25 protein-coding genes are annotated in these 25,883 nt (G+C 61.0%); 9 read left to right on the forward strand and 16 right to left on the reverse strand.

The window, feature by feature from the left end:
* Nucleotide 1 precedes the first annotated feature (1 nt).
* The 11 genes from K3180_RS05535 to K3180_RS05585 all read right to left on the reverse strand — a co-directional run bounded on the left by K3180_RS05535 (nt 2) and on the right by K3180_RS05585 (nt 9,310).
* Complete coding sequence (locus K3180_RS05535; RefSeq protein ID WP_221538845.1) at nt 2–460, reverse strand: MaoC family dehydratase; 459 nt, start codon at nt 458–460, stop codon at nt 2–4.
* A gap of 151 nt (nt 461–611) precedes the next feature.
* Nucleotides 612–1,412: a DUF1206 domain-containing protein gene (locus tag K3180_RS05540; protein ID WP_221538847.1), complete on the reverse strand. Its 801-nt coding sequence runs from the start codon at nt 1,410–1,412 to the stop codon at nt 612–614.
* 63 nt (nt 1,413–1,475) lie between these two features.
* Complete coding sequence (locus K3180_RS05545) at nt 1,476–2,741, reverse strand: alkaline phosphatase family protein (protein ID WP_221538849.1); 1,266 nt, start codon at nt 2,739–2,741, stop codon at nt 1,476–1,478.
* 20 nt (nt 2,742–2,761) lie between these two features.
* Nucleotides 2,762–3,862 carry a redox-regulated ATPase YchF gene (ychF, locus tag K3180_RS05550; RefSeq protein ID WP_221538850.1) on the reverse strand — a complete coding sequence of 367 codons (1,101 nt, stop codon included), beginning with the start codon at nt 3,860–3,862 and terminating at the stop codon, nt 2,762–2,764.
* A gap of 65 nt (nt 3,863–3,927) precedes the next feature.
* Complete coding sequence (locus tag K3180_RS05555) at nt 3,928–4,926, reverse strand: SDR family oxidoreductase (RefSeq protein WP_221538852.1); 999 nt, start codon at nt 4,924–4,926, stop codon at nt 3,928–3,930.
* A gap of 36 nt (nt 4,927–4,962) precedes the next feature.
* Nucleotides 4,963–5,532 (reverse strand): aminoacyl-tRNA hydrolase, encoded by a 570-nt coding sequence (pth, locus tag K3180_RS05560; protein ID WP_221538854.1) that lies wholly within the window; start codon nt 5,530–5,532, stop codon nt 4,963–4,965.
* 267 nt (nt 5,533–5,799) lie between these two features.
* Nucleotides 5,800–6,492: a 50S ribosomal protein L25/general stress protein Ctc gene (locus K3180_RS05565; RefSeq protein ID WP_221538856.1), complete on the reverse strand. Its 693-nt coding sequence runs from the start codon at nt 6,490–6,492 to the stop codon at nt 5,800–5,802.
* Nucleotides 6,493–6,606: 114 nt separating this feature from the next.
* Entirely contained in the window at nt 6,607–7,500 is an 894-nt protein-coding gene (locus tag K3180_RS05570; protein ID WP_221538858.1) for a TraB/GumN family protein, read from the reverse strand.
* Nucleotides 7,497–8,417 (reverse strand): TraB/GumN family protein, encoded by a 921-nt coding sequence (locus tag K3180_RS05575; protein WP_221538860.1) that lies wholly within the window; start codon nt 8,415–8,417, stop codon nt 7,497–7,499. The genes K3180_RS05570 and K3180_RS05575 overlap by 4 nt, the downstream gene beginning before the upstream one ends.
* Nucleotides 8,418–8,472: 55 nt before the next feature.
* The gene (locus tag K3180_RS05580; protein WP_221538861.1) at nt 8,473–9,129 is read right to left on the reverse strand and encodes a hypothetical protein; all 657 of its coding nucleotides are present in this window, start codon (nt 9,127–9,129) and stop codon (nt 8,473–8,475) included.
* Nucleotides 9,113–9,310: a helix-turn-helix transcriptional regulator gene (locus K3180_RS05585; protein WP_221538863.1), complete on the reverse strand. Its 198-nt coding sequence runs from the start codon at nt 9,308–9,310 to the stop codon at nt 9,113–9,115. Before K3180_RS05585 ends, K3180_RS05580 begins: the two co-directional genes overlap by 17 nt.
* A 195-nt stretch (nt 9,311–9,505) precedes the next feature.
* On the opposite strand from K3180_RS05585, the gene K3180_RS05590 reads away from it, so the two are divergent.
* From K3180_RS05590 to ppdK, 3 genes are all read left to right on the forward strand, one after another.
* The gene (locus K3180_RS05590) at nt 9,506–10,405 is read left to right on the forward strand and encodes a glycine--tRNA ligase subunit alpha (RefSeq protein WP_221538865.1); all 900 of its coding nucleotides are present in this window, start codon (nt 9,506–9,508) and stop codon (nt 10,403–10,405) included.
* Nucleotides 10,402–12,663, forward strand: a complete 2,262-nt coding sequence (glyS, locus tag K3180_RS05595) for a glycine--tRNA ligase subunit beta (RefSeq protein WP_221538867.1) — start codon at nt 10,402–10,404, stop codon at nt 12,661–12,663. Before K3180_RS05590 ends, glyS begins: the two co-directional genes overlap by 4 nt.
* Before the next feature lie 63 nt (nt 12,664–12,726).
* On the forward strand, nt 12,727–15,390 hold the full coding sequence (ppdK, locus tag K3180_RS05600) for a pyruvate, phosphate dikinase (protein WP_221538870.1): 2,664 nt from the start codon (nt 12,727–12,729) through the stop codon (nt 15,388–15,390).
* On the opposite strand, the gene K3180_RS05605 is transcribed toward ppdK, so the two are convergent.
* Nucleotides 15,387–16,145 carry a methyltransferase domain-containing protein gene (locus K3180_RS05605; protein ID WP_221538872.1) on the reverse strand — a complete coding sequence of 253 codons (759 nt, stop codon included), beginning with the start codon at nt 16,143–16,145 and terminating at the stop codon, nt 15,387–15,389. The two genes, ppdK and K3180_RS05605, sit on opposite strands and share 4 nt — an antisense overlap.
* Before the next feature lie 97 nt (nt 16,146–16,242).
* On the opposite strand from K3180_RS05605, the gene K3180_RS05610 reads away from it, so the two are divergent.
* The 4 genes from K3180_RS05610 to K3180_RS05625 all read left to right on the forward strand — a co-directional run bounded on the left by K3180_RS05610 (nt 16,243) and on the right by K3180_RS05625 (nt 20,024).
* A complete protein-coding gene (locus K3180_RS05610) occupies nt 16,243–16,965 on the forward strand; it encodes a ComF family protein (protein ID WP_247710341.1) in 723 nt (240 codons plus the stop codon).
* Between the two features lie 343 nt (nt 16,966–17,308).
* On the forward strand, nt 17,309–17,683 hold the full coding sequence (hisI, locus tag K3180_RS05615; protein ID WP_221538874.1) for a phosphoribosyl-AMP cyclohydrolase: 375 nt from the start codon (nt 17,309–17,311) through the stop codon (nt 17,681–17,683).
* 33 nt (nt 17,684–17,716) lie between these two features.
* The gene (locus tag K3180_RS05620; RefSeq protein WP_221538876.1) at nt 17,717–18,160 is read left to right on the forward strand and encodes a MerR family transcriptional regulator; all 444 of its coding nucleotides are present in this window, start codon (nt 17,717–17,719) and stop codon (nt 18,158–18,160) included.
* Between the two features lie 58 nt (nt 18,161–18,218).
* Nucleotides 18,219–20,024, forward strand: a complete 1,806-nt coding sequence (locus K3180_RS05625) for an acyl-CoA dehydrogenase C-terminal domain-containing protein (protein WP_221538878.1) — start codon at nt 18,219–18,221, stop codon at nt 20,022–20,024.
* Nucleotides 20,025–20,101: 77 nt separating this feature from the next.
* On the opposite strand, the gene cysK is transcribed toward K3180_RS05625, so the two are convergent.
* The 4 genes from cysK to tyrS all read right to left on the reverse strand — a co-directional run bounded on the left by cysK (nt 20,102) and on the right by tyrS (nt 24,080).
* The gene (gene cysK, locus K3180_RS05630; protein WP_221538880.1) at nt 20,102–21,022 is read right to left on the reverse strand and encodes a cysteine synthase A; all 921 of its coding nucleotides are present in this window, start codon (nt 21,020–21,022) and stop codon (nt 20,102–20,104) included.
* On the reverse strand, nt 21,019–22,326 hold the full coding sequence (locus K3180_RS05635) for an MFS transporter (RefSeq protein ID WP_345719427.1): 1,308 nt from the start codon (nt 22,324–22,326) through the stop codon (nt 21,019–21,021). Before K3180_RS05635 ends, cysK begins: the two co-directional genes overlap by 4 nt.
* Before the next feature lie 74 nt (nt 22,327–22,400).
* Nucleotides 22,401–22,739 (reverse strand): PilZ domain-containing protein, encoded by a 339-nt coding sequence (locus K3180_RS05640; protein ID WP_160727993.1) that lies wholly within the window; start codon nt 22,737–22,739, stop codon nt 22,401–22,403.
* A gap of 111 nt (nt 22,740–22,850) precedes the next feature.
* The gene (gene tyrS / locus K3180_RS05645; protein WP_221538882.1) at nt 22,851–24,080 is read right to left on the reverse strand and encodes a tyrosine--tRNA ligase; all 1,230 of its coding nucleotides are present in this window, start codon (nt 24,078–24,080) and stop codon (nt 22,851–22,853) included.
* Between the two features lie 164 nt (nt 24,081–24,244).
* On the opposite strand from tyrS, the gene K3180_RS05650 reads away from it, so the two are divergent.
* Complete coding sequence (locus tag K3180_RS05650) at nt 24,245–24,655, forward strand: DOMON-like domain-containing protein (protein ID WP_345719428.1); 411 nt, start codon at nt 24,245–24,247, stop codon at nt 24,653–24,655.
* Nucleotides 24,652–25,854 (forward strand): exo-beta-N-acetylmuramidase NamZ family protein, encoded by a 1,203-nt coding sequence (locus tag K3180_RS05655; RefSeq protein WP_221538886.1) that lies wholly within the window; start codon nt 24,652–24,654, stop codon nt 25,852–25,854. The genes K3180_RS05650 and K3180_RS05655 overlap by 4 nt, the downstream gene beginning before the upstream one ends.
* Nucleotides 25,855–25,883 lie beyond the last annotated feature (29 nt).

Below are 25,883 nucleotides of genomic sequence, written 5' to 3' on the forward strand. Positions count from 1 at the left end.
GTTAGTCAGAACCTTCCGGATCACGGGTCCGGATCAGGCCATTGGAAACCATTTCAAGCACGATTTCATCGTTCTGGTTGAAGGTGCGGATACGGCTTTTGAAAATGCCCATTTCTGGCCGTGACGCGCTGCGGCGCTTTTCGATCACTTCGGTTTCGCAGCGCAGTGTATCGCCGGGATAGACAGGTTTTTTCCAGCGCAGCTGGTCGATCCCCGGCGAACCAAGACCGGCCGATTTTTCGCTTTTCATGTTTTCGACCATCATGCGCATGGTCATGGAACATGTGTGCCAGCCGCTGGCCGACAGCCTGCCGAAATGTGTTTGTGCGGCGGCCTCGTCGTCCAGGTGGAATGGCTGGGGATCGTATTTCGAGGCGAATTCCATCACCTCTTCGCGTGTAACCTCGTAAACACCGAAGTTGCTGGTCGCGCCGATTTCGAGATCTTCGTAAAATTTCATTCGTCGATCTTTGGTCCAGTCCGAGATGCGTTGCAATATGCAATTTATAAAGGCGTTGGCTCCGATCCTGTATCCGAAAGCTGGCGCGAACCAGCAGGATAAACTGGTCGAATGTGTTCACCCTGCTGGCCGCTGTCTGGTCAAGTGAGTTTCAAGCGCGGAATTTGGGGACACCGGCACTGCTGTCGAGCTCCGGAATGATACGATAGCGAGCGAGCACCAGACTGAAGAGACCGAACAGCATCAGGCCGATCGCGGTCAGCGTAAAGATGAAACCTTCCCCGGCAAGGCTTGCCACGGCATCGCCCAGCGTTTTCACCTGGCCTGCGCCGCTCGACATGAAGCCCGCCTTGAACAGCGACCAGCCGATAACGGTATAGACCACGCCGCGGGCGATGTAGCCTGCGCCGCCGAGCCAGCGCGTCGCGTCAGGGGCGCGGCCTGAAATGCGGTTCATGAATTCGCCGGTCATGCCCTTCTTCACCTGAAAGACGGCAGCGGCGAAAAAGGCGACACCAAGCAGGCCAAGAATTGCTCCGCCGAACTCCATCGACAGCACGCCCGAGGCAGCTTCCTGTGCACCTCCATTGCCGCCGGGGCTGCCGCTGGTGGCGAACTTGTAGGCGGAATAGGCAAGTACGAGGTGAGCGATACCGCTACCGGCGTGGCCGATACGTTTGGCCCAACCTTTGCTGTCCGATCCGGTGTTCTCGATATCGAACAGGGGGGAGCAGAAGCGGAACAGTGCATAGGCAACAAGTCCGACGACCATGATCCACAGGATCAATGTCCCGGCGGGGTAATCATCAATCGCGCGGAAGATCCCGTTGGTGCCTTCGGCAATCTTGCTGGAGCTTGTCAGGGCGATGAGCCCGAGTACGAAATACAGGATCGCACGGCTGAAATACCCGACCCGCACGAGCCAGCTGAACTTTTCGGACTTGTCTATCACCTTGGAATCTCCCCTGGTTTGCACGGCTAACGGCAGGGGAGGATGTGCGTTCCGCCTCGGTGATCAATTGCCTGTGGACAGGGCGGGACGAAAGGTGTCAATCGAGCCGTCGGCACGGGCGGCCTGAGGCAGGCCTACGAGATGGCGCAACAGCGGGGCGACATCGGTATTGTCGAAAACTGGCATTGCGGCGCCGTTCCGGAAAGCCGGACCGTTGGCGATGAAAAGCGACAGCATCTCTGGCGCGTAAGGATCGTATCCGTGGTTGCCACCCGTCCAGCTGGAGGTAGGTGCGGTGGGCGTTATCGTCCATCCTGTCTCCGGAAGACACAGGTAAGGCGGGATGCGGTCATGCGTGCCGTAGTTGTAGCGGGCGGGAATGTCTTCCTTCGCCCAGCAGGTCATGTGTTCGTGGTCCGCAAGGATAGCTTCCCGGAACGCGTCGGCTTTCCCTTCCGCCGGTTCGAAAGTGGCATAGGCGCCTCCTTGCACCAGTCGATAGAGAGAACTGTCGAGGATTTCGTCGAGTGCGATCACGCGATCCGAACTCGTGGCGGCCATGCCGTGGTCGGATACGATCACGAGATTGGCGGGCTGGCCGAATTCACGCAGTCCTTCGACGAGCATGCCGATATGCGCGTCGACATCGCGCAGCGCGGCGTTCACTTCCTCGCTGTCCGGCCCTGCATCATGGCCCGCGGTGTCGACCGTGTCGAAATAGAGCGTCAGGAACTCGGGCCGGATATCCGCCGGACGGCGCAGCCAGTCGAGTACGGAGTTCACGCGCTGGGTGTTCGAGACCTGCATCGAAAACTGCTGCCAGTCGCTCGGCAAGGTTCCGTCTTCGACCGGGCCCCAGCCCTGCGCAGTGCCGCCCCACGGAACAGCCGAACCGGGCCAGAACATGGCCGCGGAGCGGATACCCGCTTCTTCCGCTTCGACCCAGACGGGCTTGGCGTCGTTCCACCAATAGGGATCTACGGTGGCCATGGTGAAAACCTCGTCGGGACGGGTTTTGTCTTCCATGCGGTTGGCGGTGATACCGTGGTGATCGGGCACGAGCCCGGTCACGAGCGTCCAGTGATTGGGGAAGGTCTTGGTGGGGAAGGACGGACGCATCGCCGCGCTCACGCCGCCGGCTGCAAGCGAGGAAAGCGTCGGTGTAATTCCGCGATCGAGATAGGAGGGATGGAAACCGTCGATAGAGACGAGGATCGTCACCGGTTCGCGCTGTTCCGCCTGTACCGACGAGACGCTTTCGACCTGCGGAGCGCAGGCCGGGAGAACAGCAGCCGCAGCAAGGGCGAGGGCAGTGACGAACTTCTTCATGGCGACCTGTTTTCCCGCTATCAGACGTTGAATTTGAACAGCATTACGTCGCCATCCTTGACGAGGTATTCCTTGCCTTCCTGGCGCAGCTTGCCCGCCTCGCGTGCACCGCTTTCGCCGTTCAGCGCGATGTAGTCATCGTATGCAATTGTTTCAGCACGAATAAAGCCGCGCTCGAAATCGGTGTGGATTTCACCCGCCGCCTGCGGGGCCTTGGCGCCTTCGGGGAAGGTCCATGCGCGTGATTCCTTCGGCCCGGCGGTGAAGAAGGTGTTGAGGCCGAGCAGCTTGTAGCCCGCCTTGATCACGCGGGAGAGCCCGCTTTCCTCTAGGCCAAGCTCGGTGAGATATTCGGTGCGGTCTTCCGCATCCATCGACACCAGTTCGCTTTCGATCGCGGCGGATACGACCACCGCTTGCGCACCTTCGGCCTTGGCCTTTTCGAACACGAGGTCGGAGAAGGCATTCCCCTTGGACGCGTCTTCTTCACCCACATTGCAGACGTAGAGCACCGGCTTGGCGGTGAGCAGCTGCGCCTGGCGAAGGACGCGGGCTTCTTCCTCGTCGTTCGGTTCGGTCAGGCGGGCGGGCTTGCCGTCTCGCAGCAAGGCGAGCGCCTGTCCCAGCACGCTGGCGGTGATCTTCGCTTCCTTGTCGCCGGCCGTGGCGCGCTTTTCAGCAGCGGGGACTCGCTTTTCCAGGCTTTCGAGATCGGACAGCATCAGTTCGGTTTCGACCACCTCGGCATCGGCAATCGGATCGACCTTGTTCGACACATGCTGGATGTCATCGTCTTCGAAACAGCGCAGGACATGGACGATGGCGTCCACCTCGCGGATATTGCCGAGGAACTGGTTGCCGAGGCCTTCGCCCTGGCTGGCGCCTTTGACGAGGCCAGCGATGTCGACGAAAGCAAGCTGTGTCGGGATGATCTTGGCCGAACCCGCGATTGCAGCGATCTTGTCCAGACGCGGATCGGGTACGGAGACCTGGCCTACATTCGGTTCAATCGTGCAGAACGGATAGTTCGCAGCCTGTGCGGCCTGCGTTTCGGTCAATGCATTGAAAAGGGTGGACTTGCCGACATTCGGCAGGCCGACGATCCCGCAACGGAAACCCATCTAAAACTCCGGAAATAATGGTCTGGCCGCGCCCTTAGCGGCGACAGGCGGGGAATGCCAGCATGTCAGACATTGTGCACCGCCTTGATCAGCGGCCCATACCCGCTTTCTCCCAGCCATCCGACCTGTGTTTTCGCCGTTACCTCGTTTATCGCGGTCTGCGGGATGTCGCCTCCGCTGACCGGCAGGCGGACCGGGCGCGTTCCGGGCGGCATGCCGAGGACGCGGGCCATGGCGCGGGGTATGTCCATCGGATCGGCACTGCGGCCCGAACCGTCTTCCTCGCCCATCCGGGCAACAACCTGCGGATAGCCTTCGAGGTGCTGCTCTGCCGCGCGCGCCTTCAGTTCGGCGGAATAACGATTACGGTTTACCCAGACCTTGGTCGGATAGCCGCCCGGTTCGATGATCGTGACACCGATGCCGTGTGGCACCAGCTCATAAGCCAGTTGTTCGCCCATTGCTTCCACGGCGAATTTCGTTGCCGAATAGTGCCCCGAATAGGGAACGATCACGCGGCCCAACTGGCTCGAGATGTTGAAGATGTGCCCCTGCTTGCGCGCCCGCATTTTGGGCAGCACTGCGCGCACCATGCGGTGATAACCGAAGACATTGGTGTCGAAGGCGAGCCGGGTCGCCTCCATGTCTTGGACCTCGGCCGGGCCCGTGATGCCGATGCCTGCATTGTTGACCAAAATGTCCAGCCCGCGACCCAGCTCGCGTTCGGCTGCGCCGACTGCATCGGCTATCTCCTGATCGAGCAGAACGTCGAGCCGCATGACGCGAATGTCCAGCTTCTCGTCGCTGGCCAGTTGCTTGAGTTCCTCTGCTTCGGGCCGCGGCGTATTGCGCATGGTCGCGAAGACCGTCGCGCCGAGCCGCGCGAAATGCTCCGCGGAAAGGCGACCGAAGCCGGATGAGCAGCCGGTAATGAGAATGGCTTTACCCGACAGGTCGGGAGCGGGGGCTTCTACCTGATCCAACTGGGCGCGAGCCGCGGTCGCGGCGATCGCTCCAGTTGCGGCGGCACCGACGAGCAAGGTTCGACGATCGAGATTAGGCATGGGCGGGTCTCCTCTGTTCGGGAGAACCTTAGCAGATCATTCCTGCATACGCAGGGCGATGTCGTTCATGAAGCGCACATCATCGCCTTTCGCCAGCCATTCGGCCTCTGCGGCGATTGCGCCGAGCATGGTGGCAAGCTGGTCCATCTCGCCTTTCGCATAATTGCCAAGAACATGGCCGGTAACCCGATCCTTGCTGCCGGGATGACCGATGCCTATGCGGACGCGGCGGAAATCCGGGCCCAGATGCTGGTTGATCGAACGCAGGCCATTGTGACCCGCCAGCCCCCCGCCTCGGCGCACCTTCACCTTGAAGGGCGCAAGGTCGAGCTCGTCGTGGAAGACTGTAAGGTCCTCGATTTCCAGCTTGTAGAAGCGCATCGCCTCGCCCACCGCGCGACCGCTCTCGTTCATGTAGGTCGCAGGTTTGAGCAGAACGATCTTCTCGCCGCCGATACGGCCTTCCTGCACCCAGCCGGAAAACTTCTTCTGGACGGGGCCGAAGGCGTGAATTTCGGCAATGGCATCGCACACGATGAAACCGATGTTGTGCCGGTGCATCGCATATTGCGGTCCGGGATTTCCAAGGCCTGTCCAGATTTGCATGTGTCGCCCTTAGCATGCTGCGCGTGCCCCTCAAGCGCCGGGCGCAGCATCTCGGTGGGTAGCGGCGGCGATGCGCAGGCGCGCTTTGACTGCCGTGATCAAGAACCGGGCCGACGGGAGGCCCGGCAAGGGCGACTGCCCGCCCGCAACGGGTGCGGCTTGCCGCACATCTAGCGAGGACGAAGCTGCGGATGCAGGTTCGGAATACAAGAACGCCGGCCTCTTTCGAGACCGGCGCCTTGGTGATTTGCGAATGCAAGAAGCGGATTAGTCTTCGCTCTTGTCTTCCTGTTCCTGCTCGGCGTCCTCGTCCGCACCCTGTTCGGTTGCGGGAACATCCTGCGCATCGGTATCGCCTTCATCTTCGCCTTCGGCGCCTTCGCTCTTCTTGAGCGCCGACGGAGCGACGAGGGTGGCGATGGTGAAGTCGCGGTCGGTGATGGCGCTTTCGCTGCCAGCCGGAAGCGTTACTTCGCTGATGTGGATCGAATCGCCGACTTCCTTGCCGGTGACGTCGATTTCGATTTCACCCGGGATCTTGTCGTTTTCGCAGACCAGTTCCAGCTCGTGACGGACGATGTTCAGCACGCCGCCCTTCTTGAGACCCGGGCTCTTCTCTTCATTGATGAAGACCACCGGCACCTGCACTTCGATCTTGCCACCCTTGGCAAGACGGAAGAAATCGACGTGCTCGGGGCGGTCGTTGACGGGGTGAAGCGACACGTCCTTGGGAAGGGTTTTCACCTTTTTGCCACCCAGCTCGATTTCGACGATCGAGTTCATGAAGTGGCCGGTGCCGAGCTGCTTGACCAGCTCCTTCTCTTCCACGTGGATCAGTGTGGGTTCTTCCTTGCCGCCATAGATCACGGCGGGGACGCGGCCTTCGCGACGCAGTGCACGGGAGGCTCCCTTGCCAGCCCGTTCGCGCGTCTCGGCCGGAAGTGTCAGAGCATCGCTCATGTCGCTTACCTTTCGAATGCAATTAGGTTACTCGGTCCGCCACGCCTCCAGGGATGACCATGACGCCGAAGCGCGCGCCTATAGCGGCGGCGGGTGGAAAAGCAAGCGCGAAGGCTATTGGACGCGCCGAACGGTGTAACCTTCGCGTGCCAGAAGGGCAGGCAATCCCTCCTGACCCAAAAGATGTGCCGCGCCCACCGCTATCAGGGGTCGTTCGTTTCTCTCCAGCAAGGGCAGCAGGCGGGACATCCAGGCCTCGTTGCGCGAAGTAAGCAATGCCGCGCGGAGTTCGGGATCGGCTAGCAATCCTTCGCCGGAAGCCTTTTCGAGGGCAGGGAGGTCCCCGGTTTTCCATGCTACCGTCATTTCGGAGGCGCGGTCTTCGCGGTCGGAAGCCTCCGCAATCACCGCTTCGAGCAGGTCGACCTGCTCGGTTTCAGGCAGGCTGTCGAACAGGGACAGCTGCCCGCGTACACCTTCGAATTCCACCACTGTTCGCCCGGCGAATTCGGAGATTAGTGCGCGATCGGCGCCATATTGCGGCTCACCTGTGGAAACCTGTTGGGCAAGCGTGAGGGCCGCAGCCCAGCTCTCCATCCTGTCGAGTTGGTCGGGCGGAATTCCGCTTTCGGCAAGGAGCAGGTCCAATTCCGCTCGTGCAGAAGATCCAATCCTCGCTTGGATGGAGGAGGCGGGAACAGCGTCGAATGCCATGGACCGGAAAATCCGTGCCATTCCTTCGCTGTCGGAAAGGTCGGCCACCTCGACCAGCAGCAGGTCGGCCTGATCGATAGCGGCATCGAGACGCTGCGATCGCCATTCGACATCGGGCGGCAGGGCGTGGACGGTTCCGAAGAGCCAGCCCTCCAACTCTCCGTCTCGCCCGGTGATTTCGTAGAATGCAGGAAAACCCTCCACCGAAGCCGCGGCGGAGGGTTCCGATGCATCGCTACCGCATGACGCGAGCAGCAATGCGAGAGTTGCGGCAAGCAGTCGGCCAGGGATCACTGGAGGCGGGTCACCTCGATGTCGCGTGAACGCAGGTAATCCTGCACGCTCTTCTCACCCGCCAGATGGCCTGCACCGACCGCGATGAAAACTGCACCCGGTTCGTCCATCCGCTCGTCGATCCATTCGGCCCAACGCTCGTTGCGCTGGTAGAGGAGCGCCGCTGCCACGACCGGGTCGGTAAGTCCGCGATTCATGATCTCTGCCAGGCCATCGGCATCGCCTTCCAGCCATTCGGCGACCATTTCGTCCATCATGGCGACGAGGCCATCCATGTCGCGCGCCGACGCCATCAGGAATTCGATCTGGCTTTCCTGCGGCAGCGTATCGAACAGGTCGATCTGCTGGTCTGCGGTTTCCAGCGCGCCGCGGGTGGCGGTTTTGGAGGCCGCCGCTTCTACCACTCGCTCGACACCGCTGGCCGGATCGTAACCCTTCTGCATCAGCGGCAGTACCGCCATGGTCATGCCGGCAAGCCACGGCTCGAACCGGTCGAACGCGGCAGGAGGCATCCCCAGCTTGCCGAGCGCCTGCTCATAGACCGCCCGATCCTCGTCGGAGAGCAGTTCGCGCAGCGTCTGGCCCTCGGGCAGCATTGCCTTGGTCATGATGGACGCCTGCATCGCGGGGTCGTTCATGGCATCGGCAGGAATTTCGGTGATGAGCGTGTCGGCACTTTCAAGAGCGGCCGCAATGTCCTCGTCATACCATTCGACGTCCCTCGGAAGGACATGGACAGTCCCGAACAGATAGATGGTCGTGTCCTCGTCGCTCACTTTCCAGAGAGCGGGGCCAGCGGGTGCGGGTGAAGGCGCGGTTGCCGCAGCGGCGGTCTCGACATCCTGGGCGTTCGCCGTGGCGCAACCGCCAAGCGCGAGTGCAAGGCCTGTGCATGAAGCAAGAAGTAAACGTTTCATAGGATTGTCTCTCTTTTCCAGGAGATTAGTGTGCATAATGGGTACTTGATCAAATTCAGGCACGGCGGGATACTGCCCAAACCAGCCCCCATACGATCATCACGATGACGAAAACGGTCATCGGTTGTTGCGGAGGAAGGTAGCCTGCACGCTCACCCACCCACCATACTGGCGCGATCATCGAGTAAGCGTAGATCCCGGCGAGGGCTCCTTTGCTGTTGGCGGCATTCTCGTGTTCGTCAATCGAACGGTGCCAGAGCCATCCGAGAATGGGTAGCGCCACGATATAAGCAGCCGAAAGTGCAAGGGCAGGAGTGCGCGGGATAGCTTCGTTGCTGAGGAGGCTGGCGGGGTCGCCATTTATCAATCCGCTCATCGCAAAACCCATCCCCAAGAGTACACCAAATCCGAGCGAAAGGGCAAAATACCTGCGTGTGCGCCGGGTAGAGGCCGAAATCGGCTCGTCGGCAGGTCCCAATGGCTTCAGCTTCCAAAACCACCATCCAGAGGCCACGACAATGAGGGTGCCGACCGAAAGAATGCCGGCTGCTTTTAAAGGATTCGCTGTTCCGTCCACGACCGCCATTGTCCCACCGGTGACCAATCCAGCAGAGAACAGGAACAGGGCACTGGCGATTACCAACTTCGTGACGCGCAAAACTGCGGGGCGCAGGCTGGAGTTCTCCGCGTCGATATCAGGCTTGTTCATCATCGAAAATGTCCTCGATCGGCATGTCGAATAGTCGGGCGATGCGAAATGCGAGTGGCAGGGAGGGATCGTGTTTGCCGGTTTCGATGGCATTCACGGCCTGGCGCGAGACATCGAGTTGGACGGCGAGTTCGGCCTGGCTCCATTCACGCTCGGCCCGCAGGACGCGGAGGCGGTTCTTCATTGCATTATCGCCTCGATAATTTTCCTTGGCCAAGTCGATAAGAAACGGGGCCAGATGTCAGGTTATCCTGACTATATGTCGCGATTCGCTGACAATGTCAACACTACCTGACATCGTGTCGCGAAAACCTGTCATTCTCTCTCCCGCCACACTGCGGCATTGACCCGTTTTCACGCTTCCGCCATTGCCCCGCGCATGGACCGTAATCCGCAAAATTCCTTTCAGGACATGATCCTCGCGCTGCATGATTTCTGGAGCGCGAACGGGTGCCTCATCCTGCAGCCCTACGATATGCGTATGGGCGCGGGCACCTTTCACACCGCTACCACCTTGCGCGCGCTGGGGCCGGAGCCGTGGAATGCGGCATTCGTGCAGCCCTGCCGCCGTCCGACCGACGGGCGCTATGGCGAGAACCCGAACCGGCTGCAGCACTATTACCAGTATCAGGTCATCCTGAAGCCGAGCCCTCCGGACATACAGGACCTCTATCTGGAAAGCCTGCGCGTTATCGGCATCGATCCGCTGAAGCACGACATTCGTTTCGTGGAAGACGACTGGGAAAGCCCGACGCTGGGCGCATGGGGGCTGGGCTGGGAGGTCTGGTGCGACGGGATGGAAGTCACCCAGTTCACCTATTTCCAGCAGATGGGCGGCTTCGACTGCAAGCCCGTGGCGGGCGAACTGACCTACGGACTCGAACGCCTCGCCATGTATATCCAGGGCGTCGACAACGTTTACGATCTCGACTTCAACGGGCACGGCGTTTCCTATGGCGACGTGTTTCTCGAGAACGAGAAGCAGATGTCGAAGTGGAACTTCGAGGTCGCCGAAACCGATGCCTTGTTCGACCTGTTCAACAAGGCCGAGGCCGAGTGCAGGAACGCGCTTGCCAATGAAGTACCCATCGCCGCCTATGAACAGGCGGTCGAGGCCAGCCACATCTTCAACCTGCTGCAGGCACGCGGCGTGATCAGCGTGCAGGAACGCGCCAGCTACATGGGCCGCGTCCGCGATCTGGCGCGCGGCAGCTGCGAAGCGCACATGGCCAAGGAAGCGCCCGTCTGGGCCGAGAAATATCCGGAGTGGAGCGCATGAGCGACTTTCTCCTCGAACTGCGCAGCGAAGAAATCCCCGCCCGCATGCAGGCGGGTGCACGCGCCGAACTGGAAAAGCTGTTCCGTCGTGAAATGGAAGGCGCAGGCATTTCTCCGAGCGAGGTCACCGTCTGGTCGACCCCGCGCCGCCTCGCGCTGATTGCGCGCGGGCTTCCCGAAGCCACCCAGGCGGTCAGCGAGGAATTGAAGGGCCCGCCGGTCGGCGCGCCGGATCAGGCGCTTGAAGGCTTCTGCCGCAAGGCAGGGGTCGACAAGGCCGATCTCCAGACGCGCGACGTGAAGGGCAGGGCGACCTATTTCGCCGTGAAGAACATCCCCGGCCGGGCCACCAGAGACCTGCTGGCCGAGGCGATCCCGGCGATCATTCGCGATTTCAGCTGGCCCAAGTCGATGCGCTGGGGCGCGGCCTCCATCAGCACCGAGAGCCTGCGCTGGGTGCGCCCGCTATCGGGCATCGTCGCGCTGCTGGGCGAGGAACTGGTCGAGTGCGAGGTCCACGGCGCCACTTCGGGCTGGGTCACCCTCGGCCACCGCTTCCACCACTCTGGCGACATCACCATCGGCAGCGCCGCCGACTATGCCGAAAAGCTGCGCGCCTGCCACGTGATCGTGGACCACGAAGAGCGGCAGGACCTGATCCGCTCCGGCGCAGCAAAGGTCGCATCGGAAGCCGGCCTCAAGCTGGTCGAGGACGAAGGGCTGGTGATCGAGAATGCGGGCCTGACCGAATGGCCGGTCCCGCTCCTCGGCCGGTTCGAGGAGGATTTCCTCGAGGTTCCGCCCGAGACGATCCAGCTCACCGCGCGCGTGAACCAGAAGTATTTCGTCTGCGAAGACGACAGGGGCAACCTCGCCAACGCCTTCATCTGCACCGCCAATATCGAGGCGGAAGACGGCGGCGCGCGCGTGGTCGACGGCAACCGCAAGGTCCTCGCCGCCCGCCTGTCCGACGCGCGCTTTTTCTGGGATGTCGACCGTAAGAAGTCGCTCGCCGAGCACGCCAAGGGGCTGGAGCGCATCACTTTCCACGAGAAGCTGGGCACCGTCGCCGACAAGGTCGAGCGCGTGGCCAAGCTGGCCCGCTGGCTGGTGGAAGAAGGGATTGTAAAACCAACTTCCGTTCGCCCTGAGCCTGTCGAAGGGCTGTCCTTCACTGCAGAGTCTGCGCCGGAAGAAAAGAGCGGTGCTTCGACAAGCTCAGCACGAACGGTTTCGGAACTGGCGGACATGGCCGAACAGGCCGCACGCCTCGCCAAGGCCGACCTCGTCACTGAAATGGTCGGCGAGTTTCCCGAACTGCAGGGCCTGATGGGCGGCTACTACGCCCGTGCCGAGGGGCTGCCTGATGCAGTCGCCGGCGCCATCCGCGATCACTATAAGCCGGTCGGGCAGGGCGACGACGTGCCCACCGCGCCGGTGACGGTGGCCCTGAGCTTGGCGGACAAGCTGGATACGCTTTTCGGGTTTTTCGAGATTGGAGAATTGCCGACGGGCTCTAAGGACCCGTTCGCACTTCGTCGTGCGGCTATCGCGGTCATTCGCCTTGTGGAAGCCAATCAGGTTCGCGCGCTGGTGAGCGAAATCGCACGGTCATGGAGCACCGACAAAACCGTTGGACCAGGGCTGCAAGTTGAAGATTTTTTGCAAGACCGCCTCGGCGTGATGATGAAAGACGCCGGTGTACGTTACGACGTTGTGCAGGCTTCCACTGATCTTGGTACTCGTCTTGATGGAGATGTCTGGCGTGTTCGCCGACGCGCTGCCGCACTGCAATCGTTTCTCGGAACAGAAGACGGCGCCAACCTCCTCGCAGGCTACAAGCGCGCTGCCAATATCCTCAAGAAGGAAGACTGGCACGGTATCGAGGGCGAAATCGCGCATACCGGTGAGGAAGACCCGCTGAGCCAGGTCGACGATCCCGACATGAAGGCTGTCATCGATGCCAAGATGTCGGACCGCCATGCGAAAGAGCTTTCCTACGAGCCGGAGCCTGCCGAAAAGGCGCTCATGGATGCTCTCGCAAAGTCGGAACCTGCTGCCGCTGTGGCCATTGATGCGGAAGACTTCTCCGGCGCAATGGCGGCGCTCGCCGCGCTTCGTGCACCCATCGACCGTTTCTTCGAAGAAGTGACGGTAAATGCGGATGAAGAAAACAAGCGGGCACATCGGCTGGATCTGCTTGCGGCTTTCCGTGCTGCAGTGCACAAAGTGGCGGATTTCTCTCGTATCGAGGGATAGCGAATTCAATTCCCAGGACACTGTCAACTGTGTCAACCTGGCCCAGCAAAAACCGGAAGCGAAATGAACGAAACAGTCTTCACCTTCGGCGGCAATGCCCCGCATTCGAATGCACGGCAGAAGGACAAGACCGTTAGCGGGGGCAAGGGCGCAAATCTTGCCGAAATGGCGAGTATCGGACTGCCGGTTCCTCCCGGCTTCACCATCGCGACCGAGGAATGCCTGAAATACCTCGCCGGCGGCAGCGACTTCACCGAGAAGCTGCGCGGCGACGTTGCCGAGGCGCTGAGCCACGTCGAAAGGACTGTCGGCAAGGGTTTCGGCGATGCGTCGGACCCGCTGCTCGTCTCGGTCCGCTCCGGTGCCGCAGTCTCGATGCCCGGCATGATGGACACCGTCCTCAATCTGGGCCTCAACGACATAACGGTAGAGGGCCTGGCGAAGACGTCGGGCGATGAACGCTTCGCCTGGGACAGCTACCGCCGCTTCATCCAGATGTATGGCGATGTCGTGCTCGGCCTCGATCACGGGCTGTTCGAGGAAGCGCTGGAGATCGCCAAGGAAGACAATGGCTATTATTCTGACACGGAACTGAGTGCGGAGGACTGGAAGGCGCTGGTCGCCGAATACAAGGCTATTGCGGAGCGTGAGCTGGGCCATGAATTCCCGCAGGACCCGGTCGAACAGCTATGGGGCGCGATCGCGGCCGTGTTCGACAGCTGGGATACGGAACGCGCCAAGATCTACCGACGGCTCAACAACATTCCGCATGACATGGGCACGGCGGTCAACGTGCAGGCAATGGTCTTCGGAAACATGGGCGATACCAGCGCCACCGGCGTTGCCTTCACCCGCGATCCTTCGACCGGCGAGAAGGCCTACTACGGCGAATGGCTGGTCAATGCGCAAGGCGAAGATGTGGTCGCGGGCATCCGCACGCCGCAATATCTCACCAGGGCGCGCCGCGAATCCGCCGGGGCCGACAAGCCGAGCATGGAAGAAGCCATGCCAGAAGCCTTCGCCGAACTGGCGCATGTCTTCGAGCTGCTCGAGAAGCATTACAAGGACATGCAGGATATCGAGTTCACCGTTCAGCAGGGCAAGCTGTGGCTGCTGCAGACCCGCAATGGCAAGCGCACTGCAAAGGCCGCGCTCAAGATGGCGGTCGACATGGTGGCCGAAGGGCTGATCGACGAAAAGACCGCGATCCTGCGCATCGATCCGATGGCGCTGGACCAGCTGCTCCACCCTACGCTGGATCCCGACGCACCGCGCGACGTGCTGACCACCGGCCTGCCAGCCTCCCCGGGGGCGGCCAGCGGCAAGATCGTGCTCGATGCCGATACGGCGGAACTCTGGGCGGGGCGGGGCGAGAAGGTCATCCTCGTGCGTGTCGAAACTTCGCCCGAGGATATTCACGGCATGCATGCCGCCACCGGCATCCTGACTGCGCGCGGCGGGATGACAAGCCACGCCGCCGTGGTGGCGCGCGGGATGGGCCGTCCATGTGTATCGGGTGCCTCGCAGGTTTCCATTGCGCGTGAAGGGCGCACGCTAACCATCGGAAATCGTGAGCTGAAGGAAGGTGACGTCATCACGCTGGATGGCGGAAACGGGCAGGTGATGGCAGGTGAAGTCGCCACCAACGAACCAGAGCTGGCCGGCGATTTCGGCACGCTGATGGAATGGGCGGACAAGCATCGGCGTATGAAGGTGCGGACAAACGCGGAAACCGAGGCCGAATGTCGCATGGCGCGCCAGTTCGGCGCCGAGGGCATCGGGCTTTGCCGCACCGAACACATGTTCTTCGACGCGGGCCGCATCAGCGCGGTACGCCAGATGATCCTCGCCGACGATGAAGCCGGGCGCCGGGCGGCGCTCGCCAAGCTGCTCCCCGAGCAGCGCAGCGATTTCGTGACCATCTTCGAGGTGATGGCAGGCCTGCCGTGCACCATTCGCCTGCTTGACCCGCCGCTCCATGAATTCCTGCCCTCGGGCGATGCCGAATTCGCGGAACTCGCCGAAGCGACCGGCAAGAGCGTGGACCAACTCCGCCGCCGCGCGGGCGAATTGCACGAATTCAATCCGATGCTCGGCCATCGCGGATGCCGCCTGGGGATCACCTATCCCGAAATCTATGAGATGCAGGCGCGCGCGATTTTCGAGGCGGCATGTCAGGTTGCCAAGGACAGCGGCGAAGCGCCGGTGCCCGAGGTGATGATCCCGCTCGTGGCGACGCGCCGCGAACTTGAACTGCTCAAAGACGTGGTCGACCGTGTGGCAGGCGAAGTGTTCGAAGCCACCGGCTGCACGGTGGAATATCTCGTCGGAACGATGATCGAACTGCCGCGCGCCGCTCTGATGGCCGGGGAAATCGCCGAAGTCGGCGAATTCTTCAGCTTCGGTACCAATGATCTTACCCAGACCACCCTCGGCGTGAGCCGCGACGATGCCGGCCGCTTCCTCACCGATTATGTCGACAAGGGCATTTTCGCGCGCGACCCGTTCGTCAGCCTCGATATCGACGGGGTGGGGCAGCTTGTCGAACTGGCGGCGGAGCGCGGACGGACGACCCGCGCCGACATCAAGCTCGGCATTTGCGGCGAACATGGCGGCGATCCGGCCAGTATCGCGTTCTGCGAGAAGACCGGCCTTGATTACGTCAGCGCTTCGCCCTACCGCGTGCCCATCGCACGGCTTGCCGCAGCACAGGCGAGTCTTCGTTAATCTTTCCAACCAGTTAGTGTGATTATCTCGAAATTTTCGAGTACCCGTCCGTTGCCATTGCGCGTGTCGAGAAATGCAGATCGGGCCCGCTCCAGCGCAGCCTTGCCCAGCGGAGAAGCGGCGCTCGAGAGGCTTGATGTCAGCCCCTGGTCGCGCAGGTCGGACACCAGCCGATCGAGCGATGGAAAGGCGACTTCCAGGCTCCGGCTGTCGACCACCTGCCGCCTGAACAGCGCGCGCTGCATCAGGGCAGAACCCGCCGCATTGTCGACCAGCGGATGCATGCGCGGGGCAGGGCGGTCCGGTTCCGCTGCAATCACTGCGCGGCGCAGATTGGCAAGACTGCCCGCCCCGATGATGGAAGCGATGAGGATGCCTCCCTCCGCCAGTGCGGCGCGAAGATGGAGAAGGGCGCCAGGCAGGTCGTTGACCCGGTCCAGCGACGCGAGGCTGACGATCAGATCATAGGGTCCGCTCTCCAGCGGGGCTTCTTCGTCGATGGTGCGGACATCGGCTTCCTCGACGGACGATCCCCGTCCGCGCAGCGAAAGCGCGAGAGTGCCCGTCCAGTCGCCGATCACAAGGACCTTGGCGGGTTCGAAGCGCATGAATTCCAGCCGGTCGAGCACATCCTCGACCATGTCGTCGAGTACATACCGCGCCGCATCGCGCTGGGACTGACGGACGAGCGCGCGGCGATATCCTGCCTTGCGACGCTGGCGACTGAATATGCGAGGAGGTGCCTTGGTATCCATCGCCGCCCCCGATGCCGCGCTTGCAACTGCCGTGCAAGCCGTGCAGCGAGTTCCTATGGGGAGAGTAACCATGCTTCGGCGGGCTGTGGGGGAGGGCATGGCCCCATTCGTGGACCTGGTCTATCCGCCGCGATGCCCGGCGTGCGGGGAAGGCACTGGCGAACAGGGCGGACTATGCGTCACCTGCTGGTCGGACCTCGCCATTCCCGGAAATCCCTCATGCGCGTTATGCCAGCGGCCATTCGGGGATAGCGGGCCAGCGGAAGGTGCGATCTGCGCGCCATGCCTGGGTAATCCGCCGGTTCACGACGGTATAGCAGCAGGCACACTCTACACCGATACCTCGCGCAAGCTGGTTCTGGCGCTCAAGCACGGCCGACGAATCGCGCTTGCTCCGCTGCTCGCCCGGTTGATCGCCGCCCGAATCGTGTCATGCGAAGAAGAGCGGCTTCTGATCCCGGTTCCATTGCATCGCTGGCGGTTGTGGCACCGTGGGTTCAACCAAGCGGCACTGCTAGCCCGCGAACTGGAGAAGTCAGGACACGGCCTCCTGACGGTCGACGGTCTTGTGCGGACAAAGCGCACCCCGAGTCTCGGCGGGATGGGTGCGAAAGCGCGGGCGAGAGCTCTGGCCGGTGCAATTGCAGTGCGCAGGCCCGATGCGGTCAAAGGGCGCCATATTCTCCTTGTGGATGATATTCTCACCAGCGGCGCCACCAGTACGGCGTGCGTCAAAGCGCTGAAGCGTGCAGGCGCGAAAAGCGTCGTCATAGCGTGCTTCGCGCGGGTTCTCGACGAGGCGCTCGATCATGCGCGATAAACGAAACGCCCGGAGTCCGAAGACCCCGGGCGCCACGTGACGAAATACACCGGACCCGTCTTGCGACTAAGTGCAGCCCCCCAGCATGCACCAGATCCTATCCCTCATCGTTACCGGATGCGCCGCGTGTAAACCCCCATGCGGCTGCGGATCCGGGACCCCCTGAACCTGGCGCTCTGCTGGCACCGATGCTCCGGCGGGCAAGCCTCACGTGCTTGCTGGGTGATACATCCTCTAAAATTTGCGTTCATCAAACAGCGATCTGCCGCTAGTGTCGATTTTGGACATCTCTTGTGGTGATCCTGCAACAACCTGTCGCATATATACAATTTCAGGAGCATTCGTGGCCCGAGATCAAAAAGAAATCGAACAAGGCACTACGTTTGTACCGAAATTCGATCCGCAGGGCCTGCTGAGCGCGGTCGTGCAGGACGTTACGACGGATCGAATCCTCATGATCGCCTACATGGACCGGGAAGCGCTCGATGCGACCATTTCCACAGGTGTGGTACACTTCCACTCCCGGTCGCGCGGGAGGCTGTGGAAGAAGGGGGAAAGCTCGGGCAACGTTCTGAATGTCGAGGAAGTACTGGTAGATTGTGACCAGGACGCGCTGGTCCTGCGTTGCCGCCCTGCGGGGCCGACTTGTCATACCGGCAAAGTCAGCTGCTTCTATCGCTTGCTGGAAGATGGCATTCTCCGGCCCGTCAATTCTTGACGCTTACGTAAACGTTGGGTTAGAGATGTCGACATGACCCAGCCGCTTTCCAATACCGATAACGAACGCCGCCATGCCGGTGCCCATCTCGACCGACCTGACAAGCTCGAGCGCGAGCAATTTTCGATTTCGGACCTGACCAGCGAATTCGATTGTACGGCCCGGGCCCTCAGGTTCTACGAAGACGAAGGCTTGATCGCACCATCACGGGTGGGGCTGACGCGAATTTATTCGAAGCGCGATCGTGCTCGGCTGGCATGGATCATGCGGGCCAAGAACGTGGGCTTTTCGCTCACCGAGATTCGTGAGATGATCGATCTTTACGATCTCGACGATGGCCGCGCCGAGCAGCGCCGCGTGACATTGGAAAAATGCCGCAAGCATGTCGCCAAACTGAAGGCGCAGCGTGCCGATATCGACAGCTCGATCAAGGAGCTCTCCGAATTCATAAAGCTGGTCGAAGACCAGCTCGACTGACCCCGCTTACTCCCCGGCGAGACGCCACCCGAACGACACTCTCTCCCAAGGACGAACAATGCCCACCTATACTGCACCCGCCCGCGATGCCCGTTTCATCATCAACGAATTGTTGGATCTGGCCAGCTATGGAAACCTGCCGGGATTCGAAATGGTCTCGGAAGATGTCGTGGAAGCCGTCATCAACGAAGGCGGCAAGTTTTGCGCCGAGGTGCTCGCACCGCTCAACCGCGTCGGTGACGAGCATGGCTGTGTCCGCAATGAAGACGGGTCGGTCACCACGCCTCCAGGTTTCAAGGAAGCATTCGACCAGTTTCGCGAAGCGGGTTGGGGTACGATCTCCGCTCCCGAAGAGTTCGGTGGACAGGGCATGCCGCATGTTCTGGGCTTTGTGATGGAAGAGTTCATCTCCAGCGCCAACCAGGCCTTCGGCATGTATCCGGGTCTCACCAATGGCGCGATTTCGGCACTTATCGCGAAGGGCTCGGACGAGCAAAAGACGATGTACCTTCCCAAGATGATCTCGAACGAGTGGACGGGTACGATGAACCTGACCGAGCCGCATTGCGGAACGGACCTTGGCATGATCCGTACAAAGGCAGAGCCACAGGGCGATGGCAGCTACTCGATCACAGGCACCAAGATCTTCATCTCGGCCGGTGAGCACGACATGAGCGAGAACATCATCCACCTCGTTCTCGCCAAGACCCCGGGCGCGCCCGACAGCACCAAGGGCATCTCGCTTTTCGTGGTGCCCAAGTTTCTCGTGAACGAGGACGGTTCGCTGGGCGAGCGTAACGGTGTGATGTGTGGCTCGATCGAAGAGAAGATGGGCATTCACGGCAATTCGACCTGCGTCCTCAATTATGACGGCGCAAAGGGCTGGCTAGTCGGTGAGGAGAACAAGGGGCTTGCCGCCATGTTCATTATGATGAACGCCGCGCGCCTCGGCGTCGGCATCCAGGGGCTGAGCCAGGCCGAAGTCGCCTATCAGAACGCAGTCGCTTATGCGCTCGACCGTCGGCAGGGCCGCGCGTTGACCGGTCCGGCCGAACCCGATCAACAGGCCGATCCGATTTTCGTCCACCCCGACGTCCGCCGCATGCTGATGGACGCGAAGGCTTTCACCGAAGGCATGCGCGCGCTCGCCCTGTGGGGCGGTTTGCTGGTCGATCTGATCCACAAGGCCGAAACCGAGGAAGAACGCGAAGAAGCCGACCTGCTACTCGGGCTGATGACTCCGGTGATCAAGGGTTACGGCACCGACAAGGGCTATGAAGTCGCCACCAACATGCAGCAGGTCTTCGGCGGCCATGGCTACATCGAGGAATGGGGCATGAGCCAGTTCGTCCGCGACGCGCGAATCGCCCAGATTTACGAAGGCACCAACGGCGTGCAGGCGATGGATCTTTGCGGTCGCAAGCTCGCCCAGAAGGGCGGGGCCGGGGTGCAGGCTTTCTTCAAGCACGTGGGCGAGGAAATCGCTGCGGCGAAGGAAGTCGACGAATTGAAGGACATGGCCGAACAGCTTGAGAAGGCCCTTGGGCAGCAGCAGGCAGCGACCATGTGGTTCATGCAGAATGCCATGCAGAACCCCAACCACCTTGGCGCAGGTGCGCACCATTATATGCACATTATGGGCATCGTGACCCTGGGCCTGATGTGGCTGAAAATGGCCAAGGTGGCGCAAGCGAAGCTCGGCAGCGCCGGCGATGACAAGGCGTTCTACGAGCAGAAGCTGGCCACTGCACGCTACTACATGGACCGTTATCTGCCCGACGCTGGTGCGCTGCGCCGCAAGCTGGAAGCCGGCAGCGACAGCCTGATGGCGCTGGGCGAGGATGCCTTCCAGACGGCCGCCTGATAGCGAGCTATGGCAAAAGAGAAGGGCGCCTTCCGCGAGGAGGGCGCCCTTTCTTTGCGTTGAAAGTCTGCCAAATCCTATTCGGTTGGCAGGAAGTCCGGCACCGATAGGTAACGCTCGCCTGTGTCGTAGTTGAAACCGAGGATACGGCTGCCTGCATCGAGTTCGGGTAGTTTCTTGGCGATCGCGGCAAGCGTGGCGCCGCTCGAGATGCCTACCAGCAAACCTTCCTCTGCGGCGCACCGGCGAGCCCACTGCTTGGCATCCTCCGGTTCGACCTGGATTGCCCCGTCGATTGCCGAGGTGTGCAGATTTTCCGGCACGAAGCCTGCACCGATACCCTGGATGGGATGGGGGCCCGGCTGACCGCCACTGATTACGGGCGAGGCGGTCGGTTCTACGGCATAGGCCTTCATGCCGGTCCAGGTTTCCTTCAGTACCTCGGCGCAGCCGGTGAGGTGGCCGCCGGTGCCGACGCCGGTAATCATTACGTCGATCGGCTCGTTAGCGAAATCCGAGAGGATCTCGCGTGCCGTGGTGCGCTTGTGCACCTCGAAGTTGGAAGGATTGTCGAACTGGCTCGGCATCCATGCACCCTCGGTCTGCTGGACCAGATCGTGCGCACGTTCGATCGCACCTTTCATGCCGCCTTCCTTGGGTGTCAGGTCGAAGGTCGCGCCATATGCCAGCATGAGTCGTCGACGCTCGAGGCTCATGCTTTCAGGCATCACAAGGATAAGCTTGTAGCCCTTGACCGCGGCGGCCATGGCCAGACCGATGCCGGTATTGCCGCTGGTCGGCTCGATGATCGTTCCGCCCGGCTTGAGCTTGCCGTCCTTTTCCGCATCTTCGACCATTGCGAGGCCGATACGATCCTTGATCGAGCCGCCCGGATTGGCACGCTCGCTCTTCACCCAGACCTCGTGGTCGGGGAACAGGCGAGCGAGGCGAATGTGCGGCGTACCGCCAATGGTTTCTAGGACTGACTGGGCTTTCATGGGATCTGCTCCTGCAGCTTTTCTTCGGGTGTCTGTTCTTGCAATTCTTCAGGCGGGTCGAAGGTCCTCGTGGTGCGAAGAACGGGAAAAATCTTTGTCCAAGCCGCCACCGTGATGATCGCACCCGCCCCGCCGCTCACGACCGCGGCTACCGGGCCTATCGCATATGCCAGGCTGCCGGAAAAGAAGTCGCCGAATTCATTCGAGGCGCTGATGGTCAACAGGCTCACCGAAGATACCCGCCCTCGCTTTTCGTCTGGCGTGTGCAATTGGATCAGCGACTGGCGGATGTACACGCTGAACATGTCGGCCGCGCCGACGATGAAGAGCATGGCGAGGCTAAGCGGCATCGAGGTCGAAATGCCGAAAATGATCGTTGCCACACCGAAAATAGCGACGGCCCAGAGCATCTTGGGCCCGACCTGTGTCCTGAGCGGGCGGAAGCTGAACCATAGCGCCGTGAGCGCAGCTCCGACAGCGGGCGCCATTGCCAATTGCGCTAGCCCGGTTTCTCCGACTTGTAGAATATCGCGGGCATAAACGGGAAACAACGCCGTCGCGCCTGCGAGGAATACTGCGAAGAGGTCCAGTGTAATTGCACCTAGAACCATCTTGTTGCGCACGACATAGCGCAGCCCTTCGACCATCGCGTGGATCGGGCGCTGATTCTGCGGACGGGGCGGCTGCGGAACCTTGCCGATAAAGGAAAGCGCGGTGATCGAGACCAGAAACAACCCGCCGGCGACTATGTAGGGCAGGGAAGGAAAGACGGCATAAAAATAGCCGCCGACCGCGGGACCGACAATCATGCCGACCTGCCATGAAATGCTCGAAAGGGCGATGGCATTGGGAAGAATCGCCTTGGGAACGAGATTCGGAGCGAGCGCCGACAGCGCGGGACCTGCAAATGCGCGGGCTATGCCAAGCAGGATTGCGACGCCGAAAATCCAGGGCAGAGCAATGGCATCGGTCCATGTCAGCCACGCCAGAATTGCTGCGCAAAGCAGTTGCAGGAGGACGGTCAGTCGCCCGAGGTTTCGGCGGTCGAAATGATCCGCTGCCCAACCGGAAAAGGGCGTCAGCAGGAACAAGGGGACGAATTGCAGCAGGCCGATCAAGGCCAATTGGCCGGAGGCTTCACCAACGGACATCCCGCCGTCGCGCGCAATGTTATAGGTCTGCCATCCGATGATCAGCATCATCGCATATTGCGCCAGCGTCATCGACAGGCGTGAAAGCCAGTAGGCGCGAAAATTGGCTATGCGAAGCGGCGATGTGTTGGGGGAGGCGATGTCTAACGTCACCCCAGACGCATGGCAGGCGCCCCTTCGCTTGTGAAGAGACGCCTGCTTGCTCGATTAAAAAGAGATGTTGGCGTTCAGCGCAGCTTGCGCAGGCGCGGGTTCGGCTGCAGCGTGTCGATCATCGACAGGAAATCGTCGACACGGATGATGCGTTCGAACTGGAATCCGGCACGGTTGTCGCGGCACCAGATGCAATAGGCTTCGATGCGGCCGATGACCGGCAGGCGCACGACGACACGCTCGCCCCGATTGATGGCATCGGCATCGTCGATCATGAAACCGTTGGCGGAAATGTTCGCGATATGCATCCGCATGTCGCCCTTGCCGAAATGCTCGGCGATGACCGGGTGGTCGACCGGGTGCCGCGCCATCCGGCGCTGGTCGGTTACGCTGAGTTGTGCTCCGGCGCTCATGCGGTGTGACCCTTTTGATGTTCTCGTGACCCGCACCTTATCGCTCAAAATGCCGAAGAAATAGTAAACCGAAAGGGCGATTTTCTAAAGGATTTGGTACCCGCAGGGCTGCTACTGTCTGATAATCGCGTGTCTCTTCTTTCCCAGTGACAGCTTGGCCTCTTTGCCTGCTGCAATCTCGACAAGATGCCCCGGATCGGTCACTGCGACACCATCGATCTTCACGGCGCCTTCGGCCAGCTTGCGCTTGGCTTCCTTGCCAGAGGCAACGAAATTCAGCGCAGTAAGCACCGCACCGATCCGCATTCCTTCAGTGCCGACAGTGATCGAAGGAAGGTCTTCGCCTGTTCCGCCGCCGGCGAAGGTCTCTGCTGCGGTTTTCTCTGCCGATACCGCTGCGTCCCGTCCGCGGACCAGTGCCGTGACTTCATTGGCGAGAACCGTCTTCGCCTCGTTGATTTCGGCTCCTTCGAGAGCTTCGAGTTGGGAAATCTCGTCAAGTGACAAGTCCGTAAACAGGCGCAGGAAACGGCCCACATCCCGGTCGTCCACATTGCGCCAGTATTGCCAGAAATCGTAGTTGGGGAGTTGGGCTTCGTTCAACCAGACCGCACCGGCAGCGGTCTTGCCCATCTTTGCTCCGTCCGCAGTGGTCAACAGCGGCGTGGTGAGGCCGAAAAGTTCGCTGCCGTCCATCCGGCGCGCCAGTTCCATACCGTTGACAATGTTGCCCCACTGATCGCTTCCGCCCATTTGCAGGCGGCAGTCATAACGCTGTGCGAGTTCTCGGTAGTCGTAGGCCTGGAGGATCATGTAGTTGAATTCGAGAAAGGTCAGCGGCTGCTCCCGATCGAGCCGTAACTTGACCGAATCGAATGTAAGCATGCGATTGATAGTGAAATGCGGTCCGACGCTCCGAAGAAGTTCGATGTAGCCGAGCTTGCTGAGCCACTCGTCGTTGTCGACCATAATTGCATCGGTCGGACCGTCGCCAAAGGTAAGCAGGCGTTCGAACACCTGCCGGATTCCGGCAACATTTTCAGCGATGATCTCGTCGGTCATCAGGCGCCGGCTTTCGTCGCGTCCGCTAGGATCACCGATCTTGCCCGTTCCACCGCCCATAACGACAATGGGCTTATGCCCGGCCTGCTGGAGCCTGCGCAGCATCATGATCTGCACGAGACTGCCGATGTGAAGCGACGGTGCGGTGGGATCGAATCCGATATACCCAGGAACGATCTGCCGTGCGGCAAGGGCGTCCAATCCCTCCGCATCGGTAATCTGGTGGATATAGCCGCGCTCTTCGAGCAGACGCAGGAGATCGGATTGGTAGGTGCTCATGATGGAGCGCCCGCTAGCATGGGGATTTGGCTTTGCAAACGCATGAACTCATCGCTCACGGGGCCTACCCGCCACTGGAGGTATCTGCCGTATCCGCGCGGGTCGTCTCGCTAGATGGCAACTGGTTGCGACTACGCTGGAGAATCGAGGGTTCAGGCAAGCTGATGGTGCCTCCCTTCGCGGGGAAGGGACGAGCTGACGAATTGTGGCGTACAACCTGCTTCGAACTGTTCCTGAAACCCGATGGCGGGGATGCCTATTGCGAGTTCAACCTTTCCCCATCTGAGCGTTGGGCGGCTTATGACTTCTCCTCGCCCAGGGAAGGCATGAAGGACAGGTCTTCTCCACGCGAACCGGAGTGTACCATGCGGCAGGGCAGCAGCTTTGCAATCTTCGACGCGGCGATACCTGCGGGCGCTCTGCCCGCAGGCGATTGTTTTGCCGGAATAACTTGCGTGCTGGAAGAAGAAGGCGGGATCAAGAGCTTCTGGGCGCTCGCACATTCACAGGACGAACCGGACTTCCATGATCACGCTTGCTTCACCGCTCGCCTTGTTGCACCCACGCCCGCATGAAATTCGGGATCGATCGCCTCATCACTGAAGACGAATTGCGTGCGCCCCTTGAAGGCAAACGCGTTTCGCTTGTCGCCCATCCAGCCTCGGTCACTGCTCAGCTCGAGCATTCGCTCGATGCGCTAATAGGCCGCGGGATCAACGTGACCTCTGCTTTCGGTCCGCAGCACGGCCTGAAGGGCGACAAGCAGGACAACATGGTCGAGACTGCGGATGAGACCGATCCGCGATATGGCATTCCCATCTTCAGCCTTTACGGCGAAGTGCGCCGGCCGACTGGCCAGATGATGTCGACCGCCGATGTCTTCCTTTTCGACCTTCAGGATCTTGGCTGTCGGATCTATACCTTTGTCACAACGCTGCTCTATCTGCTTGAGGAAGCTGCGAAAACGGGCAAGTCGGTCTGGGTGTTGGATAGGCCCAACCCGGCGGGAGGCCCCGTCGAAGGCACACTGCTTCTCCCCGGACAGGAAAGCTTCGTTGGCGCTGCGTCCATGACGATGCGCCACGGCATGACGATGGGAGAGATGGGCCACTGGTTCGTCGAGCATTTCAAGCTCGATGTCGATTACCGCGTCATAGAGATGGAAGGCTGGAAACCGGGCAAGGCGCCCGGCTTTGGCTGGCCCGACAACCGCGTGTGGATCAATCCGAGTCCCAACGCAGCAAATCTGAACATGGCTCGAGCCTATGCCGGTACGGTCATGCTCGAAGGCACGACGCTGAGCGAGGGCAGGGGGACGACCCGGCCACTCGAAGTGCTTTTCGGTGCGCCCGATATCGATGCCCATGCCGTGCTGGAGGAGATGAAGCGCGTTTCGCCCATGTGGCTGCGTGGATGCCGCCTACGCGAATGCTGGTTCGAACCGACCTTCCACAAGCACGCAGGCAACCTATGCAATGGCTTGATGATACACGCTGAAGCGCCGTTTTACGATCATCACGAATTCAAGCCTTGGCGCTTGCAGGCGCTGGCCTTCAAGGCGATCCGCACCCTATATCCGGATTACGAACTCTGGCGCGATTTCCCTTACGAGTACGAGTTTGATCGCCTTGCCATCGATGTGATCAACGGCGGTCCAGTCTTGCGCGAATGGGTCGACGATACCGAGGCCGAACCGGGCGATCTTGAAGAGATTGCCGGAACCGATGAGGAAAGCTGGCGCGAAACAATCGCGCCGCATCTGATCTACAGTTGACCCCCTATCGAGTGGGATCCGACTGCCTC

Source organism: Qipengyuania huizhouensis, from assembly GCF_019711635.1.
In the GTDB taxonomy this organism is placed as follows: domain Bacteria; phylum Pseudomonadota; class Alphaproteobacteria; order Sphingomonadales; family Sphingomonadaceae; genus Qipengyuania; species Qipengyuania huizhouensis.

Bases quoted from the DNA above. Each gene is read 5' to 3' on its own strand.
- K3180_RS05580 (WP_221538861.1), bottom strand. From the start codon at position 9,129: ATGATGAACAAGCCTGATATCGACGCGGAGAACTCCAGCCTGCGCCCC.
- ychF (WP_221538850.1), bottom strand. From the start codon at position 3,862: ATGGGTTTCCGTTGCGGGATCGTCGGCCTGCCGAATGTCGGCAAGTCC.
- ppdK (WP_221538870.1), top strand. From the start codon at position 12,727: ATGAACGAAACAGTCTTCACCTTCGGCGGCAATGCCCCGCATTCGAAT.
- K3180_RS05640 (WP_160727993.1), bottom strand. From the start codon at position 22,739: ATGAGCGCCGGAGCACAACTCAGCGTAACCGACCAGCGCCGGATGGCG.
- K3180_RS05555 (WP_221538852.1), bottom strand. From the start codon at position 4,926: ATGCCTAATCTCGATCGTCGAACCTTGCTCGTCGGTGCCGCCGCAACT.
- K3180_RS05545 (WP_221538849.1), bottom strand. From the start codon at position 2,741: ATGAAGAAGTTCGTCACTGCCCTCGCCCTTGCTGCGGCTGCTGTTCTC.
- tyrS (WP_221538882.1), bottom strand. From the start codon at position 24,080: ATGAGCACCTACCAATCCGATCTCCTGCGTCTGCTCGAAGAGCGCGGC.
- K3180_RS05610 (WP_247710341.1), top strand. From the start codon at position 16,243: ATGGCCCCATTCGTGGACCTGGTCTATCCGCCGCGATGCCCGGCGTGC.
- pth (WP_221538854.1), bottom strand. From the start codon at position 5,532: ATGCAAATCTGGACAGGCCTTGGAAATCCCGGACCGCAATATGCGATG.
- cysK (WP_221538880.1), bottom strand. From the start codon at position 21,022: ATGAAAGCCCAGTCAGTCCTAGAAACCATTGGCGGTACGCCGCACATT.
- K3180_RS05655 (WP_221538886.1), top strand. From the start codon at position 24,652: ATGAAATTCGGGATCGATCGCCTCATCACTGAAGACGAATTGCGTGCG.
- K3180_RS05585 (WP_221538863.1), bottom strand. From the start codon at position 9,310: ATGAAGAACCGCCTCCGCGTCCTGCGGGCCGAGCGTGAATGGAGCCAG.
- K3180_RS05590 (WP_221538865.1), top strand. From the start codon at position 9,506: ATGGACCGTAATCCGCAAAATTCCTTTCAGGACATGATCCTCGCGCTG.
- K3180_RS05620 (WP_221538876.1), top strand. From the start codon at position 17,717: ATGACCCAGCCGCTTTCCAATACCGATAACGAACGCCGCCATGCCGGT.
- K3180_RS05575 (WP_221538860.1), bottom strand. From the start codon at position 8,417: ATGAAACGTTTACTTCTTGCTTCATGCACAGGCCTTGCACTCGCGCTT.
- K3180_RS05650 (WP_345719428.1), top strand. From the start codon at position 24,245: ATGGTGCCTCCCTTCGCGGGGAAGGGACGAGCTGACGAATTGTGGCGT.
- glyS (WP_221538867.1), top strand. From the start codon at position 10,402: ATGAGCGACTTTCTCCTCGAACTGCGCAGCGAAGAAATCCCCGCCCGC.
- K3180_RS05625 (WP_221538878.1), top strand. From the start codon at position 18,219: ATGCCCACCTATACTGCACCCGCCCGCGATGCCCGTTTCATCATCAAC.
- K3180_RS05565 (WP_221538856.1), bottom strand. From the start codon at position 6,492: ATGAGCGATGCTCTGACACTTCCGGCCGAGACGCGCGAACGGGCTGGC.
- K3180_RS05605 (WP_221538872.1), bottom strand. From the start codon at position 16,145: ATGGATACCAAGGCACCTCCTCGCATATTCAGTCGCCAGCGTCGCAAG.
- K3180_RS05535 (WP_221538845.1), bottom strand. From the start codon at position 460: ATGAAATTTTACGAAGATCTCGAAATCGGCGCGACCAGCAACTTCGGT.